15 protein-coding genes and 1 pseudogene are annotated in these 15330 nt (G+C 68.0%); 9 read left to right on the top strand and 7 right to left on the bottom strand.

Features of this window, described 5'->3' with window-relative positions; all coding sequences use genetic code 11:
- The first annotated feature begins 190 nt into the window (after nt 1–190).
- The 3 genes from H7I57_RS08990 to H7I57_RS08980 are packed head-to-tail and all read left to right on the top strand — an operon-like array spanning nt 191 to nt 2531.
- Nucleotides 191–1066 (top strand): ABC transporter ATP-binding protein, encoded by an 876-nt coding sequence (locus tag H7I57_RS08990; RefSeq protein ID WP_264023082.1) that lies wholly within the window; start codon nt 191–193, stop codon nt 1064–1066.
- Nucleotides 1063–1773, top strand: a complete 711-nt coding sequence (locus H7I57_RS08985) for a fluoroquinolone export ABC transporter permease subunit (protein WP_264023081.1) — start codon at nt 1063–1065, stop codon at nt 1771–1773. The genes H7I57_RS08990 and H7I57_RS08985 overlap by 4 nt, the downstream gene beginning before the upstream one ends.
- Nucleotides 1773–2531 carry an Rv2686c family ABC transporter permease subunit gene (locus tag H7I57_RS08980; RefSeq protein WP_264023079.1) on the top strand — a complete coding sequence of 253 codons (759 nt, stop codon included), beginning with the start codon at nt 1773–1775 and terminating at the stop codon, nt 2529–2531. The genes H7I57_RS08985 and H7I57_RS08980 overlap by 1 nt, the downstream gene beginning before the upstream one ends.
- On the opposite strand, the gene H7I57_RS08975 is transcribed toward H7I57_RS08980, so the two are convergent.
- The 6 genes and pseudogenes from H7I57_RS08975 to H7I57_RS08950 form a co-directional block, all read right to left on the bottom strand.
- Nucleotides 2532–3380 (bottom strand): hypothetical protein, encoded by an 849-nt coding sequence (locus H7I57_RS08975; protein WP_264023078.1) that lies wholly within the window; start codon nt 3378–3380, stop codon nt 2532–2534.
- A 42-nt stretch (nt 3381–3422) separates the two neighbouring features.
- Nucleotides 3423–3989 (bottom strand): annotated as a pseudogene (locus H7I57_RS08970) (polyphosphate kinase 2 family protein); the annotation flags it as partial.
- Between the two features lie 19 nt (nt 3990–4008).
- Nucleotides 4009–5538: an aldehyde dehydrogenase family protein gene (locus tag H7I57_RS08965; RefSeq protein ID WP_264023076.1), complete on the bottom strand. Its 1530-nt coding sequence runs from the start codon at nt 5536–5538 to the stop codon at nt 4009–4011.
- 9 nt (nt 5539–5547) lie between these two features.
- Entirely contained in the window at nt 5548–6114 is a 567-nt protein-coding gene (locus H7I57_RS08960; RefSeq protein WP_264023075.1) for a phosphatase PAP2 family protein, read from the bottom strand.
- Nucleotides 6115–6125: 11 nt separating this feature from the next.
- Entirely contained in the window at nt 6126–6638 is a 513-nt protein-coding gene (locus H7I57_RS08955) for a mycothiol transferase (protein ID WP_264023074.1), read from the bottom strand.
- The gene (locus tag H7I57_RS08950; RefSeq protein ID WP_264023072.1) at nt 6631–7029 is read right to left on the bottom strand and encodes a VOC family protein; all 399 of its coding nucleotides are present in this window, start codon (nt 7027–7029) and stop codon (nt 6631–6633) included. The genes H7I57_RS08955 and H7I57_RS08950 overlap by 8 nt, the downstream gene beginning before the upstream one ends.
- Nucleotides 7030–7051: 22 nt before the next feature.
- On the opposite strand from H7I57_RS08950, the gene H7I57_RS08945 reads away from it, so the two are divergent.
- The 6 genes from H7I57_RS08945 (at nt 7052) to H7I57_RS08920 (ending at nt 13604) form a co-directional block, all read left to right on the top strand.
- Complete coding sequence (locus H7I57_RS08945) at nt 7052–8788, top strand: N-acyl-D-amino-acid deacylase family protein (RefSeq protein WP_264023071.1); 1737 nt, start codon at nt 7052–7054, stop codon at nt 8786–8788.
- A 290-nt stretch (nt 8789–9078) separates the two neighbouring features.
- Nucleotides 9079–10971 (top strand): glycoside hydrolase family 15 protein, encoded by a 1893-nt coding sequence (locus H7I57_RS08940; RefSeq protein WP_264023070.1) that lies wholly within the window; start codon nt 9079–9081, stop codon nt 10969–10971.
- Nucleotides 10968–12377 (top strand): glucose-6-phosphate dehydrogenase, encoded by a 1410-nt coding sequence (locus tag H7I57_RS08935; RefSeq protein WP_264023069.1) that lies wholly within the window; start codon nt 10968–10970, stop codon nt 12375–12377. Before H7I57_RS08940 ends, H7I57_RS08935 begins: the two co-directional genes overlap by 4 nt.
- A 116-nt stretch (nt 12378–12493) precedes the next feature.
- Nucleotides 12494–12877, top strand: coding sequence for a pyridoxamine 5'-phosphate oxidase family protein (locus H7I57_RS08930; RefSeq protein ID WP_264023068.1), 384 nt, complete (start codon nt 12494–12496; stop codon nt 12875–12877).
- A 38-nt stretch (nt 12878–12915) separates the two neighbouring features.
- On the top strand, nt 12916–13170 hold the full coding sequence (locus H7I57_RS08925) for an antitoxin (protein ID WP_264023067.1): 255 nt from the start codon (nt 12916–12918) through the stop codon (nt 13168–13170).
- Nucleotides 13167–13604, top strand: coding sequence for a type II toxin-antitoxin system VapC family toxin (locus H7I57_RS08920; protein WP_264023066.1), 438 nt, complete (start codon nt 13167–13169; stop codon nt 13602–13604). Before H7I57_RS08925 ends, H7I57_RS08920 begins: the two co-directional genes overlap by 4 nt.
- 56 nt (nt 13605–13660) lie before the next feature.
- Here the strand turns inward: H7I57_RS08920 and groL are convergent, their stop codons facing one another.
- On the bottom strand, nt 13661–15286 hold the full coding sequence (groL, locus tag H7I57_RS08915) for a chaperonin GroEL (protein WP_264023065.1): 1626 nt from the start codon (nt 15284–15286) through the stop codon (nt 13661–13663).
- Nucleotides 15287–15330: the final 44 nt, after the last annotated feature.

Genomic DNA, 15330 nt, shown 5'->3' with positions numbered 1-15330 from the left:
GCACTAGCGCGAGCTCCTCGGCGGCATGCTGCGACTCCGGCGGCGTGGGCGCTACAGCCAACGACGAAACCCCCTCATCCCGAATACCCTTCAATATTTTCTGAAAGTCTAGTACAGTCCTTGGCGGTGCTCCGGGAAGTCTGGTCGGAAACGTGGATATCCCCTACCCGCGAAAGGCACACAGCAGCCGATGAGCACCGCGACGAACGTCATCGACGTTCAGCAACTGACCTACACCTATCCGAAGACGGACGAACCCGCCGTGCGCGGCATGGACTTCACCGTGAGCCGCGGCGAGATCTTCGGTTTCCTCGGGCCCAGCGGGGCAGGCAAGTCCACCACCCAGAAGCTGTTGATCGGCCTGCTGCGCGGCCACGGCGGCCAGGCCCTGGTGTGGGGCAAGGATCCCCGAGCCTGGGGTCCGGACTACTACCAGCGCATCGGCGTGTCCTTCGAACTGCCCAACCACTACCTGAAGCTCACCGGTGCCGAGAACCTCGAGTTCTTCGCCTCGCTCTACGGCGGAGAAACCCTGGACCCGAGGCACCTCCTCGAGGCCGTCGGGCTCACCGATGTCGCCGACACCCGAGTAGCCAAGTACTCCAAGGGAATGCAGATGCGTCTGACGTTCGCGCGGTCGTTGATCAACGACCCCGAGCTGCTGTTCCTGGACGAACCGACATCGGGGTTGGATCCGGTCAACGCGCGCACCGTCAAGAACATGATCCTGGACCTGAAGGCTCGGGGTCGCACCATCTTCCTCACCACCCACGACATGGCCACCGCCGACGAACTCTGCGACCGGGTCGCCTTTGTCGTGGACGGCCGCATCGTCGCCCTCGACAAGCCCGCCGAACTCAAGATCGCCCGGAGCCGGCGCCTCGTGGCGGTGGCGTACCGCAACCCCCAAGGCGCACTGCAGACTTCGCAGTTCCCGATGGACAGCCTCGCCGACGACGTCGGCTTCCACGCCGTGCTGCGCGACCACCATGTCGAAACGATTCACAGCAGGGAAGCCAGCCTCGACGACGTGTTCGTCGACGTCACCGGCAGGAGCCTGGTATGAGCAGGTGGTCGAGCGCGTTGCGGCTGGAAACCACCACGCAGGTGCGGCAACGGTTCGTCCATGCCGCGGTGCTCTCCGGCCTGCTGTGGCTGACGGTGCTGCTGCCGATGCCTGTGCATGTGCGTCCGATCGTCGAGCCCTACGTGCTGGTCGGTGACATCACGATCATCGGGTTCTTCTTCATCGGCGGGTCGGTCTTCTTCGAGAAGCAGGAACGAACGCTGGGCGCGGTGATCTGCAGCCCACTGCGATTCTGGGAGTACCTGTCGGTGAAACTGACTGTGCTGATGGCTGTTTCGCTGGTGGTCGCCGTGATCGTGGTGGTCCTGACCCACGGCGGCGGTGTCGTCCTGCTGCCGGTGGCCGCCGGTGTGGTGCTGGGGACGCTGGTGATGCTGCTGGCGGGATTCGCCTCGTCGCTGCCGTTCTCGTCGGTCAGCGACTGGTTCCTGTCGACCACGATACCGCTGGCCGTCATGGCGCTTCCGGTGCTGCATCTGTCCGGCGTGTGGCCCAACCCCGTGCTCTATCTGATCCCGACCCAGGGGCCGCTGTTGCTGTTCGGCGCCGCTTTCGATCAAGTGACGCTCGCGCCGTGGCAGGTGGCCTACGCGCTGGTGTACCCACTGGTGTGCGCGGCCGGGCTGTATCTGCTTGCGAGATCGTTGTTTGGCCGCTACGTCATCGAACGACCGGGGGTGCTGTGATGAACCCATCGGCACAGCTGGCGGCTCGTTCCTGGGCTGCGTTCGGCCGCAACGATATTCGCGGCACGTATCGCGATCCACTGCTCGTCATGCTGGTGTTGGCCCCGGTGATCTGGACGGTGGGCACCGTTGTGCTGGTGCCGCCGCTGACCGCGACGCTGGCCCGACGTTACGACTTCGACCTGGTGCCCTACTACCCGTTGGTGATCACCGCGCTTCTGTTGCTGACCAGCATCATCATCGTCGGCGGCCTCGCGGCGTTCCTCGTCCTCGACGAGATCGACGCGGGCACGCTGAGCGCGCTACGGGTGACGCCGGTGTCGCTGACCACCTTCTTCGCCTACCGCGCGGCCACCGTCGTCGTGATCACCACCGTCTACGTCGTGGCCACGCTGTCGTTCAGCGGAATCCTGCAACCGGGGCTGGTCCCCGCGCTCATCCCGATCGGGATGGTGGCCGGCCTCTCGTCGGTGGTGACGCTGCTGCTCATCGTCTCGGTGGCGAGCAACAAGATCCAGGGCATCGCGATGGTGCGCCTGCTGGGCATCGTCATCGCCGGACTGCCCTGCCTGCCCTGGTTCGTCGACTCGGCATGGAACCTGGCTTTCGGCGTGCTTCCGCCCTACTGGGCGGCCAAGGCGTTCTGGGTCGCCAGCGATCACGGCACATGGTGGCCGTACCTGGTCGGTGGCGTCGTCTACAACCTTGCCGTCATCTGGCCGCTGCTACAGCGCTTCATCGCCAAGAACACCGCCTGATCACTCCGGGCTTCGCCGCAGGCCACCGAGCATCGACGCGATGACGCCGAGCACCACCAGCCCGGCGCCCGCGGCCAGCGTGACGTTGAGCCACAGGTGCAGGCTGTCTTCGGCGGCGCCCACCATGACCTCGGCGACCGTCCGGATATCGCCCGTCGTGCGATTCAGCGCCGAGTTCACGTAGCGGCGACCCACCTCGATACCGGCCCAGCCTGCGGCGCCGACGAGCAGGGCCGAAACCCCGAGGGCGGTGAGCGCCTTGCCCCGCGACCGCGCCGCGGCCAGCGTCAGCAGGGCGGACATCGCGGCCACCACGGCCGTCGCGACGGCGGCCCACGGACCCCACGTCGCCAGCCAGCGCAGCTTGCCCGGCCGCAACTCGGGCGAGTCCACGGTGATCGGCACCGTCAGCGACGGCGGGAGCTGGAGATCGAGCGTGCCCAGCGTCGCGTCGAACGACGGGTCCGACAGCATGGGCGCGACGTCGATGAGCCATTGATCGGTGGAGTTACCACTGGGGACGGCGCCGGTGAACATCCACCGGTGCGCGATCCTGTTCGCCTGCGCGAACTGTCCCGGGAAGCCGCTGTTGCGGGTGTAGGACAGCGCGACCTGGCGGACCAGTTCGGGGTTGAGGGTGTAGCCGTTGTCGGCGCCCAGCGACACCACCTGGGTGGTCAGCTCCGCGGCCATCGCGTCCTGAAGCCGCGGGTCCTGCGCCGCCGCGGCCGCCAGCCCGGCATAGCCGCTCTCCCCGACGACCGTCACCTGGGCCCACACCGTCGGCACCGCGACCACCAGCGCGGCGGTCGTGACGAGCCACAACATCAGCGCGGCGAGAAACCGCACAGGTCCTCCTTGCCGGGACGGCGCGGCCCGGTCCCGACTCGGTCAGTCGGCGAGCGCGCGTCCCACGATGAGGGGATCGGCTTCGGCGACCACCCCGCGGTCCTTGTTGTCGTAGTCGAACTTACCGAGCACATAACGCATCGCGTTGATGCGGGCGCGCTTCTTGTCGTTGCTCTTGACCACGGTCCACGGGGCGATGTCGGTGTCGGTGAGCGCGAACATGTCCTCCTTGGCCGCGGTGTAGGCATCCCACTTGTCGAGCGAGGCCAGGTCGGTCGGCGAGAGTTTCCACTGCCGCACCGGGTCGACCTGGCGAATGGTGAAGCGGGTGCGCTGCTCGGACCGGGTCACCGAGAACCACAACTTCGTCAGGCTGATGCCGTCGTTGACCAGCATCTGCTCGAACAGCGGGACCTGCCGGGTGAACTCGGTGTGCTGCTCCTGCGTACAGAAACCCATCACCCGCTCCACGCCGGCGCGGTTGTACCAGGACCGGTCGAACAGCACGACCTCGCCGGCCGCGGGCAGATGGTTGACGTAGCGCTGGAAGTACCACTGGGTGCGTTCCCGGTCGGTGGGCTTCTCCAGCGCGACCACCCGCCCCGCGCGCCCCAGCGCCGCGGGTCGACTACTTCGCGGTGCGCTTCGGCCGGATCAGCGCCATCTTGGTCATCAGCGTGTTCATCCGCTTGAGGGCCTTCGGCGAGTTGTTGTAGTAGTTGCCGCCGGCGCCGACGTTGGTGCGCGGGGCGACCACGGCCTCCTGGCGGCAGAACTTGCGCAGACCCTCGGCGCCGCCGAAGCGCGCACCCATGCCCGAGGTCTTCCACCCGCCCATCGGAGCGGTGGTGCACATCAGGTTGGAGATCACGTCGTTGATGTTGACGGCGCCGCAATCCAACTGCACGGCAACGGCTTTCGCGCGTTCGATGTCGCGGGAGAAGACCGCCGCGGAGAGCCCGTAGGGGCTGTCGTTGGCCAACCGGATCGCCTCGTCGACGCTGGCGACCTTCATGATCGGCAGGGTCGGACCGAAGGTCTCCTCGGTCATGCACGCCATCGAATGGTCGACGTCGACCAGCACCGTCGGCGGGTAGAAGCTGCCCGAGCCCGCCTTCCGCTCGCCGCCGGTCACGGCCTTCGCCCCCGCGGCCACCGCGTCGCGGACATGGCGCTCGGTCACCTCGACCTGAGTGTCGTCGATCAGCGCACCGAAGTCGTAGCCGTCGCCGGCGCCCTGCTTGAGCTTCTCCACGTCGCGGACCACTGCGGCGACGAACTGGTCGTACACCGACTCGAGCACGTAGACCCGTTCCACCGACACACACGTCTGGCCCGCGTTGAACATCGCACCCCACACCGCGGCGTGGGCCGCCAGGTCGATGTCGGCGTCCTCGAGAACGATCATCGGGTCTTTGCCGCCGAGTTCCAGGCTCACCGGTGTCAACCGGCGCGCGGCGCGCTCCATCACCTTGGCGCCGGTCGCGCTCGACCCGGTGAACTGGATGTAGTCGGAATTGTCGACGACGGCCTCGACCGCTTCGCGAGCCCCCTGCACGATCGCCATCACCTCGGGAGCGCCCGAGTCGATCCAGCCGCGCAACAGCAGTTCGGCGGTCAGCGGGGTGCGCTCGGACGGCTTCAGCATCACGGCACAGCCCGCGGCGAGCGCCCCGATCGTGTCCATCAGAAGGTTCGCCACCGGGTAGTTCCACGGCGCGATGACGCCGACGACCGGCCGCGGCCGGTAGTGCACGGTGATCTTCTTGATCGACAGAAACGGCAGCGACGCCGGGCGGGTCTCCGGCGCGAGGGCCTTCTCCATCGTCTTGATGTAGTACGACGCGATCATGATGATCAGCGGCACTTCCTGGGCGGCGTCCACCGCGGACTTGCCGGTCTCCTTGATCAGCAGCGATTCGATCTCGGCGCGGTGGTCACCGAGCCACACCGCGTAGCGGGCCAGCACCTTCGCGCGCCCTTTCGGGCCGCGGGCCTCCCACTCCTTCTGCGCGGTGCGCAGGCTCGCCGCGATGCGCGGCACATCGGCAGGATCGGTCCACCGCACCTCGCCGGCCACGGCCCCGGTGGCCGGGTTCTTGATGGTGCCGGTGCCGGTGAACGGGTTGGGCAGTTCCACATCGGACGTCGCAGTCATAACCTCATGCTAACCACTCCTGTGATCCACGTCGCAGCGGGGTTGACACCTGTCAAGTCCGGCGGCCCACACAGCGAGGCACAACACCGCGGTGCCGAGGAAGACCGCGCCGACGGCATCGGTGAAGTAGTGGTAGGAGACTCCCTGCCCCAGCACGCCGAGCAGCGTTGCCACCATGGCCGCGACCACCACCCACGTCGCCGCCCCGGCGATCAGCACGGCAAGGCCGAACACGATCACCGCGAGCGTGGTGTGCCCGCTCGGGTAGGCCATCGCGCCGTCCTTCTCCCGGCCGAACGCGCGTTTGGCCAGCCGCGACAGCAGGACCCCGACGGGTGGCGCCGCCGCGACGACGGCCGTCAACCGCCACCTCTGCCGGATCACCACGACCGCCAGCAGGAGGGCCCACAACGTGAGCGTGACCCGGCCGTCGGTGAACACCAGCAGCCTGCCCAGCAGCCGGTGCGTCTGCCCCAGCTCCTGGAACCGGTCATCCAGCGCCGTCGAGCCCCTTCCCACCGCGAGCCCCAGCAGCGTCATGGCCGCCAACGCCGCGACGGGCCACCACCGGACCACACCGAGCCGGGTCAGCTGGCGATGCCCCTGATGTAGGCCGCCTGGCCGAGGTGCTGCGCGGCATCGTCGATGATGCTCACCAGCCGCGCGCTCGCGGTCACCGGCGGGGTCCAGTTCTGATCCACCACCCTGGCGAGTTCGTCGGCCGACACCGAGGCGACGTACTCCAGCGACTCCTTGTGCACCGCGTGGTAATAGCCGGCCAGCAACTGCGGCGACGCGCGCACCTTGGCCACCTCCGCCGGGGTGTGCCCGTAGCCGTGCGCGTCACGCGGCAGGTCGAGCGCGAACCGGTCCACCCAGCCGTCGCGGAACCACATCTGCTCGATGCCCGCGATGTCGCACAACTGCGCGTCCTGGATGCGGGCGCTGTGCCAGATCAACCATGCGATGGTGTTGGCCTCCGGAGTCGGCCGATAGTACGCGACGTCGTCGGTGAGGCCGTCGGTCAGTTCGTCGACGTGCTCGATCAGGCGGGTGAACGAGTCGCGGAGCAGTTCCCGTGCCGCGTCGATGTCAGACATGGGCGCCGCCGGCCGGACGTCCGTGAAACACCGCTTCGACGTTGTTTCCGTCGGGGTCGCGCACGAACGCTCCGAAGTATCCGGGGTGGTACTCCGGCCACAGCCGCGGCGCGTGCAGCGACTCGGCACCCACCTCCAGGGCCGCGTCGTAGAACGCCTGCACGGCTTCGGCGTCCGCCGCCTGGAAGGCGAAGTGCGTCTCACGGTTCGGGCCCGCCGCGTCGCCTGCGCTCATGTCGGCGATCCAGAAGTCGGGTTTGCCGTCGACGCCGTAACCGATGGCGACCTGGTAGTCCATCTGGCGGGTGTACCCCAGCACGCCGAGAACCTTGTCGTAGAAGGCCTTCGCCTTCTCCCAATCCGCGCAGTTGATTCCGAAGTGGTCGATCATGGGCTCACCGTACATTCGGGGTATGACATTCGATCTGCTGATTCGCGGAGGCACCATCGTCGACGGACTCGGCGGTGACCCCTTCGTCGGGGCCGTCGCCGTGCGCGACGGCGCCATCGCCGCGGTAGGGACAGTGGACGGTTCGGGTGCCCGCGAGATCGACGCCACCGGCCTGCTCGTCACCCCCGGCTTCGTCGACCTGCACACCCACTACGACGGCCAGGCGATCTGGTCGGACCGCTTGACACCATCGTCGGCGCACGGCGTGACGACGGCCGTGATGGGAAACTGCGGTGTCGGTTTCGCTCCGTGCCGGGCGGCCGACCACGACGTGCTCGTCGACGTGATGGCGGGCGTCGAGGACATCCCCGGCGTGGTGATGGTCGACGGGTTGCCCTGGCACTGGGAGACGTTCCCGGAGTTCCTCGACGCCGTCGCGGCCGGCAGGCGTGACATCGATGTGGCGGCGTTCCTGCCGCATTCGCCGCTGCGGGTGTACGTGATGGGGCAACGCGGCGTCGATCGCGAGCCCGCCACCGCTGAAGATCTCGCCATGATGCGGAAACTGGCCGCCGAGGCCGTGCACGCCGGCGCGCTGGGCTTCGCCTCGTCGCGGTTCACCCTCCACAAGACCGAGAGCGGAAGGCCGATCCCGAGCTTCGACGCCGACCGCGCCGAGATCGAGGCGATCGCGCGCGGCGTCGACGACGCAGGCGGCGGTCTGATCCAGTTCGTGCCGGACCTGGTGGCAGGCGACTACGAGCCCGTGCTTCAGACGGTCTTCGACGTCGCCGCCGAGGTCGGCCTGCCCGTGACGTTCACGCTGGCGATCGGCAACGCCGGGGACCCGTTCTTCCTCGACGCGCTGACCATGGTCGAGAAGGCCAACCGCAACGCCGGGACAGACGGGCCCATGATCACCGCCCAGATCTTCCCCCGGCCCATCGGGCTGGTGCTGGGCCTCGAACTGTCGGGCAACCCGTTCGTGACGTATCCGTCCTACCGGGAGATCGCCGCGCTGCCGTTGGCCGAGCATGTCGCCGAGATGCGCAAACCCGAAGTGCGACAGCGGATCCTGGCCGACAAGCCGGAATCCGACGGGCATCCGCTGATGTTCGCGGCCCAGGCCTGGAACTACATGTTCCCGCTCGGCGACCCCCCGAACTACGAGCCCTCACCGTCGGATTCCATCGGCGCCCGCGCGCAGGCCCACGGCGTGAGCCCGCTCGAGGAGGCCTACGACCGCCTTCTCGACGAGGACGGCCACGCGATGCTGCTGGTCACGCTGGCGAACTTCCGGGACGGATCGCTGGACACCGTCGCCGAACTGATCCGCCGCGACGACGTCGTGCTGGGGCTCGGTGACGGTGGCGCGCACTACGGGATGATCTGCGACGCATCGTTTCCGACCTACATGCTGACGCACTGGGTGCGTGACCGGCCGTCGGGCCGGCTGTCGGTCGCCGAGGCGGTGCGGGAGCTGACGTCGACGCCGGCGGGCGTCGCCGGGCTGGCCGATCGCGGCCGAATCGCGCCGGGGTACAAGGCCGACCTCAACGTCATCGACGCGGCGGCGTTGCGGCTGCACAAACCGGTCGTGGTCAGCGACCTGCCCGCCGGCGGACGCCGGCTCGACCAGACCGCCGACGGGTACGTCGCCACGATCGTCGCCGGCGAGGTGATCGCCGAGAACGGTGTGCCCACCGCGGCGCGCCCCGGCACGCTGATCAGGGGCCGCAGGCCCGGACCGGTGAGCTAGGGACTACCCGGCGTCCTCTGCGAAAATCGGCGGTGGCCACGGTGGGATCGACAACGCGAGAGAGGCGTACCGGCGCATGCAGAGCTTCCTCGCCGGCGCGTCGACGTCGCACCCGGCGACGCCCAGGTGACGCTGCGGTTGAGATCACCGGTCGGGCGGGTACTCATAGCGGGCATGTCCTGCATCTGTGTGTGCTGCACACCACGAGATCGACGACGCCGACGGGCTGACCCGACCTGAAGGTCACCTTGTCGACCTGCTCGATCCCCCGACGAGAACCTGGAGCCTCGATGAGCCGGTCCGATCACAGCGATCGCTGGCCCCACCCGATCCCCGGAGTCGCACCCACCCGCCCCTTCGTCCCCCGTGCCGGGTACCTGCCCATCGAGGACCACGGCATCATCGGTGACGGTGCGACGTGCGCGCTGGTGCGCCGCGACGGCACCGTGCCTTGGCTGTGCCTTCCGCAGTTCGACGCCGCTCCGCTTTTCGTCTCCCTCCTCGACGCCGAACGCGGCGGGCAGTGGTCCATCACACCGCTGGGGGCCCAGAGCGGGGAACAGCGTTACGCCGACGACACCGCGGTACTGACGACAACGCTGACGGCAGACGGCGGCGTGGTCGAAGTGACCGACTTCCTCGCGCTCCGTACAGGTGCCGACCTCGCCGAGATCGCACCGGCGACGCGCAGCCAGTTCGTCCGACTCGTCCGTGTCGTCGCGGGCACCGTCGAGTTGCAGATCGAATTCGCTCCCCGCGCGCAGTGCGACTTCGATCGCCTTGGCGGCGGGTGGTCGATCACCTCACCCGACCATCCCGGCCTACCCTTACACCTGCGTTCGTCGCATCCGTTGCGGCCCGCCGAGGACGGGGCGCTCACCGCAACGATCGCCCTGCGCGCCGGCCAAACCTACGACTCCTCGCTGTCGTGGTCCCCGGATCGCCAGGGGCACACCGGCTTATCCGCCAGCGCGCAGTGTGCGAGTACCTCCGAGGTGTGGCGGCGCTGGGCGAGCGGCATCGTCTACGAAGGCCCGCAACGCCATCTGGTCCGCCGATCAGCGCTGACCCTGAAAGTGCTCGATCACGCCTCCACCGGTGCCATCACGGCCGCGGCGACCTCATCCCTGCCGGAATGGGTTGGTGGCCAGAGAAATTGGGACTATCGCTACACCTGGGTCCGCGACGCGGCGTTCTCCACGTACGCGCTGCGGCGGATCGGCCTGACCAGCGAGGCAAACGCATTCCTGTCCTGGACACTGGAGTGCGCCGAGCGGGACGGCGGCCCATCGATCATGTACGCACTCGACGGTGGCCAGCCTTCCGAGGAGCGGACCGATCCGCAGTTGCGGGGATGGCGCAACTCGGCGCCTGTCCGGTGGGGCAACGGGGCATCCGGGCAGACCCAACACGATGTCTACGGCGAACTGCTCGACGTGGCCTACCAATGGGTGCGAGCCGGCGGCGAGGTCGACGACCATCTCTGGTCAGCGCTGACGACGCTGACCGACGCTGCCGTCGACAGTTGGCGCACACCCGATCACGGCATCTGGGAGATCCGGGACAGCGGGCGTCCGTTCACCTATTCGGTGGCGATGTGCCAGGTCGCCGTCGACCGCGCACTGCGCATCGCGAAACTCATCGGCCGCACGTGTCCCACACAGGCATGGCGGTCGGCGCACGACGAGATCAGCGTGAGTCTGCGCGACGGGGCGTGGGACCCCGTCCGACAGACGTTCACCGAACAACTCTCCCTCGACGGGTCGGCGCGCGGCGGCCTCGACGGCTCACTGCTGGCCCTTCCGCTGCGTCGCGTGGTCGAGTTCACCGACCCGCGGATGGTGTCCACCGTCGAGGCGGTCCGGCGTGAGCTGGACGCAGGTGACGGCCTGCTCTACCGGTATCGCCACGACGTATCCTCCGACGGGCTCGACGGTGATGAGGGCGCGTTCTTGTTGTGCTCGTTCTGGCTGGTCGACAACCTGGCCGGCCAGGGCAGGCTGGACGAAGCGGTGGAGCTCTACGATTCGCTGTGCTCCCGCGCAAACCACCTGGGACTCCTCAGCGAGGAGATCGACCCTCGTGACGGGTCGTTCCTGGGTAACTTCCCGCAGGCGTTCAGCCATATCGGGGTCATCTCCAGCGGAATCAACCTGTCCCGGGCGATCGGAGGCAACCGGTGAACACGCACCCCCGACCGCTGGTGATTCTCGGCGGCACCGGCGACCTCACCGGACGATTGCTGTTGCCCTCGCTGGCCCACCTGTTGACAGCCGGCCGCACGTCGCCGCACGTGGTCGCCGTGGCCACCGACGACTACGACGACGACGGTTACCGCCGCTGGGCCACCGACCGACTGGCGCGCCACGGCGATCCGGCCGACGAGGCGTGCAGGGGCACGGTCGTCGACGCGCTGAGCTACGTGCGCGGTGACGTCACGGATCCCGAGGTGCTGCGTGCGGCGTTGGAGAAAGCCGCCACGTTCGATCCCCGGCCACCCGTGGTCTACCTCGCTTTGCCCAACGGGTTGTTCGGCGACACGCTGAGCGCGCTGGAGCAGGCCGGCGTGCCGGACGGCACCGTGATCGCGGTGGAGAAACCGTTCGGTGTGGACGGGAACGACGCACAGCGTCTCAACCATCTGCTGCATCGGCTCGTCCCCGAGCATGCGGCGTTCCGGATCGACCACTTCATCGCCAAGCGCACGGTCCTCAACATCCTCGGATTGCGCTTTGCCAACCGGTTGTTCGAACCACTGTGGAACAACGGGCACGTCGACAGAGTCGAGATCGTCTACGACGAGGACCTGGGCCTGGAGAGCCGGGCCCGTTACTACGACAGGGCCGGCGCATTACGCGACATGTTGCAGAACCATCTGTTGCAGATTCTGGCCCTGGTCGCGATGGATCCACCACAGGCGCTCGATGCGGCGACACTGGCGTCCCGCAAAGCCGACGCACTGCGGGCGGTACGGGCGGTCGACCCCGGCGACGCCGTCCGCGGCCGTTACGGCGCCGGCGACGTCGACGGACGGAAGCTGCCCGCGTACGTCGACGAAGAGGGCGTGGACCCGGACCGGTCGACCGAGACCTTCGCCGAGTTCGTCGTCCACATCGACAACTGGCGATGGGCGGGTGTGCCGTTCCGGCTGCGCACCGGCAAGGCGCTGGCCACCAACCGGAAGGAGATCTGCGTGCACTTCCGCCCGGTCCCCCATTCACCGTTCACCGACGACGCTCCCCGGCCCAACGTCCTGCGGATCAAGCTGGACACCGACGGTATGGTCCTCGAACTCGACCTCAATGGTGAGAACGATCCGTTCGATCTCGAACGGAGGCGGTTCGAAACCGACCCGGCGGCACCGCCGGTGCCGGCCTACGCGACGGTTCTGGAATCGATGCTCGCCGGCGAGTCGGCGCTGTCGATCAGCGACGTCGAGGCCGAGGAGAGCTGGCGCATCGTCGAGACCGTGCTGGCAGCCTGGGAAGCCGACGAAGCGCCGCTCGTCGAGTATCCCGCCGGCTCGGACGGGCCGCAGCCCCCCGCATCGTGGGCTCAGCGCCCCGACCTGCGCAGCGCAGGATGCTGACTGCTCAACAGCGGCAACAGAATCGATGCGTGATCAAGCTGGCACAGCCGGGTGTTGCTCTACGCCAACCACGTCGCGCTCGGGATTCTTCCCCGGCCGCGCCGTATCCTCACCGAATGAGCGTCAAGGTGGACCTCGATCAACTGGCGGCGGCGATGGCCGACTTCACGTTCGCCTATCTGGTGACCGTCGGCGACGACTACCGGGCACACACCGTCGCCGTTCATCCGGTGCTCGCCGGCGGGGTGCTCGGAGTCGGCCCGGTCGGCAACCGCACCCGCAGGAATGCCGGCAGCCATGCCGACGTCACGCTGGTCTGGCCGCCGCGCGAACCCGGCGGCTACACGCTGATCGTCGACGGCGCGGCCACCGTGGCCGGCGACGAGCTCACCGTCGCGCCCGGCGGAGCGGTGCTGCACCGACCCGCCCTTCCCGGCTCCACACCCGGCTCGCCCACCGCGTCGGGGTGCGGCGACGACTGCGTCCCCCTCACCGATTGACAGCAAGGCATCACTGGTGATGACGCTATGCTGTCATCATGCGCACGACGGTAACGCTCGACGACGACACCCTCGCGGTCGTCCGCCGCCTGATGGCCGAACGCGGCGTGTCATTCAAGCAGGCGCTCAACGACGCCATCCGTGAAGGTGGCCAACACCGTCCTGCACCTGCACGGTTCGCCACCACAACCGCTGAGCTCGGCGTGCCCACAGTCAACCTGGATCGCGCGATACAACTCGCCGCTGAGCTCGAAGACGAGGAACTCATTCGCCGTCAGCGCCGCGGCGCGTGAAGATCGTCGACGCCAACGTCCTCCTCTACGCGGTGAATTCGTCGAGCGCGCATCACAAGTCCTCGCTGCGCTGGCTCGACAACGCGCTGTCGGGGGCCGACACGGTGGGCATGGCCTGGGTCCCGCTGCTTGCCTTCATCCGTCTCACGACGAAACACGGCCTGTTCCCGTCACCGCTGCGACCCGAGGATGCTCTCCGCCGGGTGACCGAATGGTGTGGCGCGCCCGGTGCGGTCGTCGTCAACCCGACACCCCGGCACGCGGATGTTCTGGCCGCGCTCCTCGCCCCGCTCGGCACCGGTGGCAACCTCGTCAACGATGCGCACCTTGCCGCGTTGGCCATCGAACACCGCGCCGAGATCGTCAGCTACGACGTCGACTTCAGCAGATTCGGCGGCGTGGCGTGGCGGACACCTGACGAGCTGCTGCTCTGACAGCACGAAAAAGCCCGACTCCCCTTGGGAGCCGGGCTTTTCCGTGAAGCGTCGGACTAGAAGTCCATGCCGCCCATGCCACCGGTCGGGTCGCCCGCAGGTGCGGCCGACTTCTCCGGCTTGTCGGCGACGACGGCCTCGGTGGTGAGGAACAGCGCCGCGATGGATGCCGCGTTCTGCAGCGCAGAGCGCGTGACCTTCACCGGGTCGGCGACGCCGGCCTTGAGCAGGTCCTCGTACTCACCGGTCGCGGCGTTCAGGCCGTGACCCGCGGGAAGGTTCGACACCTTCTCTGCGACGACACCCGGCTCCAGGCCACCGTTGAAGGCGATCTGCTTGAGCGGGGCCGACAGCGAGACCCGGACGATGTTGGCGCCAGTGGCCTCGTCGCCCTCGAGCTTCAGCTCGTCCAGCGAAGGAGCCGACTGCAGCAGGGCCACGCCGCCACCGGCGACGATGCCCTCCTCCACGGCGGCCTTCGCGTTGCGGACGGCGTCCTCGATGCGGTGCTTGCGCTCCTTGAGCTCCACCTCGGTGGCAGCTCCGGCCTTGATCACCGCAACACCGCCGGCCAGCTTGGCCAGGCGCTCCTGCAGCTTCTCGCGGTCGTAGTCGGAGTCGCTGTTCTCGATCTCGGCGCGGATCTGAGACACCCGGCCGGCGATGGCGTCGGAGTCCCCGGCGCCCTCGACGATCGTGGTCTCGTCCTTGGTGACGACGACCTTGCGGGCGGTGCCCAGCAGCGCGACGTCGGCGGTCTCGAGAGACAGCCCGACCTCTTCGCTGACGACCTGGCCGCCGGTGAGGATCGCGATGTCCTGCAGCATGGCCTTGCGGCGGTCACCGAAGCCCGGGGCCTTGACGGCGACCGACTTGAAGGTGCCGCGGATCTTGTTGACCACCAGGGTGGACAGGGCCTCGCCCTCGACGTCCTCGGCGATGATCAGCAGCGGCTTGCCGGCCTGGATGACCTTCTCCAGCAGCGGGAGCAGATCCTTGACGGTCGACACCTTGGAGCTGACCAGAAGGATGTAGGGATCCTCGAGGACGGCTTCCTGGCGCTCGGCGTCGGTCACGAAGTAACCCGAGATGTAGCCCTTGTCGAAGCGCATGCCCTCGGTGAGCTCGAGCTGCAGGCCGAAGGTGTTGGACTCCTCGACGGTGATGACACCCTCGTTGCCGACCTTGTCCATGGCCTCGGCGATGAGCTCGCCGATCTGGGTGTCGCCGGCCGAGATCGCGGCGGTGGCAGCGATCTGCTCCTTGGTCTCGACCTCTTTGGCCGACTTCAGCAGCGTCTCGGTGACCTTCTCGACGGCCTTCTCGATGCCGCGCTTGAGGCCCAGCGGGTTGGCGCCGGCAGCGACGTTGCGCAGACCTTCGCGAACCAGGGCCTGGGCCAGCACGGTGGCGGTGGTCGTGCCGTCTCCGGCGACGTCGTCGGTCTTCTTGGCGACTTCCTTGACCAGCTCAGCGCCGATCTTCTCGTACGGGTCCTCCAGCTCGATCTCCTTGGCGATGGAAACCCCATCGTTGGTGATCGTGGGAGCGCCCCACTTCTTCTCGAGGACGACGTTGCGACCCTTGGGGCCCAACGTCACCTTTACCGCGTCGGCGAGGGCGTTGAGGCCCCGCTCGAGGCCGCGGCGGGCCTCTTCGTCATACGCAATAATCTTGGACATTGCGAAGTGTTCCTCCGGATTGGGGATGCACGTCTTGCTGGTCG

It is taken from the genome of Mycolicibacterium pyrenivorans, from assembly GCF_025821625.1.
Lineage (GTDB): Bacteria > Actinomycetota > Actinomycetes > Mycobacteriales > Mycobacteriaceae > Mycobacterium > Mycobacterium pyrenivorans.
This window is presented reverse-complemented; position numbering and strand designations above follow the sequence as displayed.

Coding starts and splice junctions, on each gene's coding strand:
- H7I57_RS08965 (WP_264023076.1), bottom strand. CDS start 5,538: ATGACTGCGACGTCCGATGTGGAACTGCCCAACCCGTTCACCGGCACC.
- H7I57_RS08940 (WP_264023070.1), top strand. CDS start 9,079: ATGAGCCGGTCCGATCACAGCGATCGCTGGCCCCACCCGATCCCCGGA.
- H7I57_RS08980 (WP_264023079.1), top strand. CDS start 1,773: ATGAACCCATCGGCACAGCTGGCGGCTCGTTCCTGGGCTGCGTTCGGC.
- H7I57_RS08925 (WP_264023067.1), top strand. CDS start 12,916: ATGCGCACGACGGTAACGCTCGACGACGACACCCTCGCGGTCGTCCGC.
- H7I57_RS08945 (WP_264023071.1), top strand. CDS start 7,052: ATGACATTCGATCTGCTGATTCGCGGAGGCACCATCGTCGACGGACTC.
- H7I57_RS08930 (WP_264023068.1), top strand. CDS start 12,494: ATGAGCGTCAAGGTGGACCTCGATCAACTGGCGGCGGCGATGGCCGAC.
- H7I57_RS08950 (WP_264023072.1), bottom strand. CDS start 7,029: ATGATCGACCACTTCGGAATCAACTGCGCGGATTGGGAGAAGGCGAAG.
- H7I57_RS08985 (WP_264023081.1), top strand. CDS start 1,063: ATGAGCAGGTGGTCGAGCGCGTTGCGGCTGGAAACCACCACGCAGGTG.
- groL (WP_264023065.1), bottom strand. CDS start 15,286: ATGTCCAAGATTATTGCGTATGACGAAGAGGCCCGCCGCGGCCTCGAG.
- H7I57_RS08955 (WP_264023074.1), bottom strand. CDS start 6,638: ATGTCTGACATCGACGCGGCACGGGAACTGCTCCGCGACTCGTTCACC.
- H7I57_RS08990 (WP_264023082.1), top strand. CDS start 191: ATGAGCACCGCGACGAACGTCATCGACGTTCAGCAACTGACCTACACC.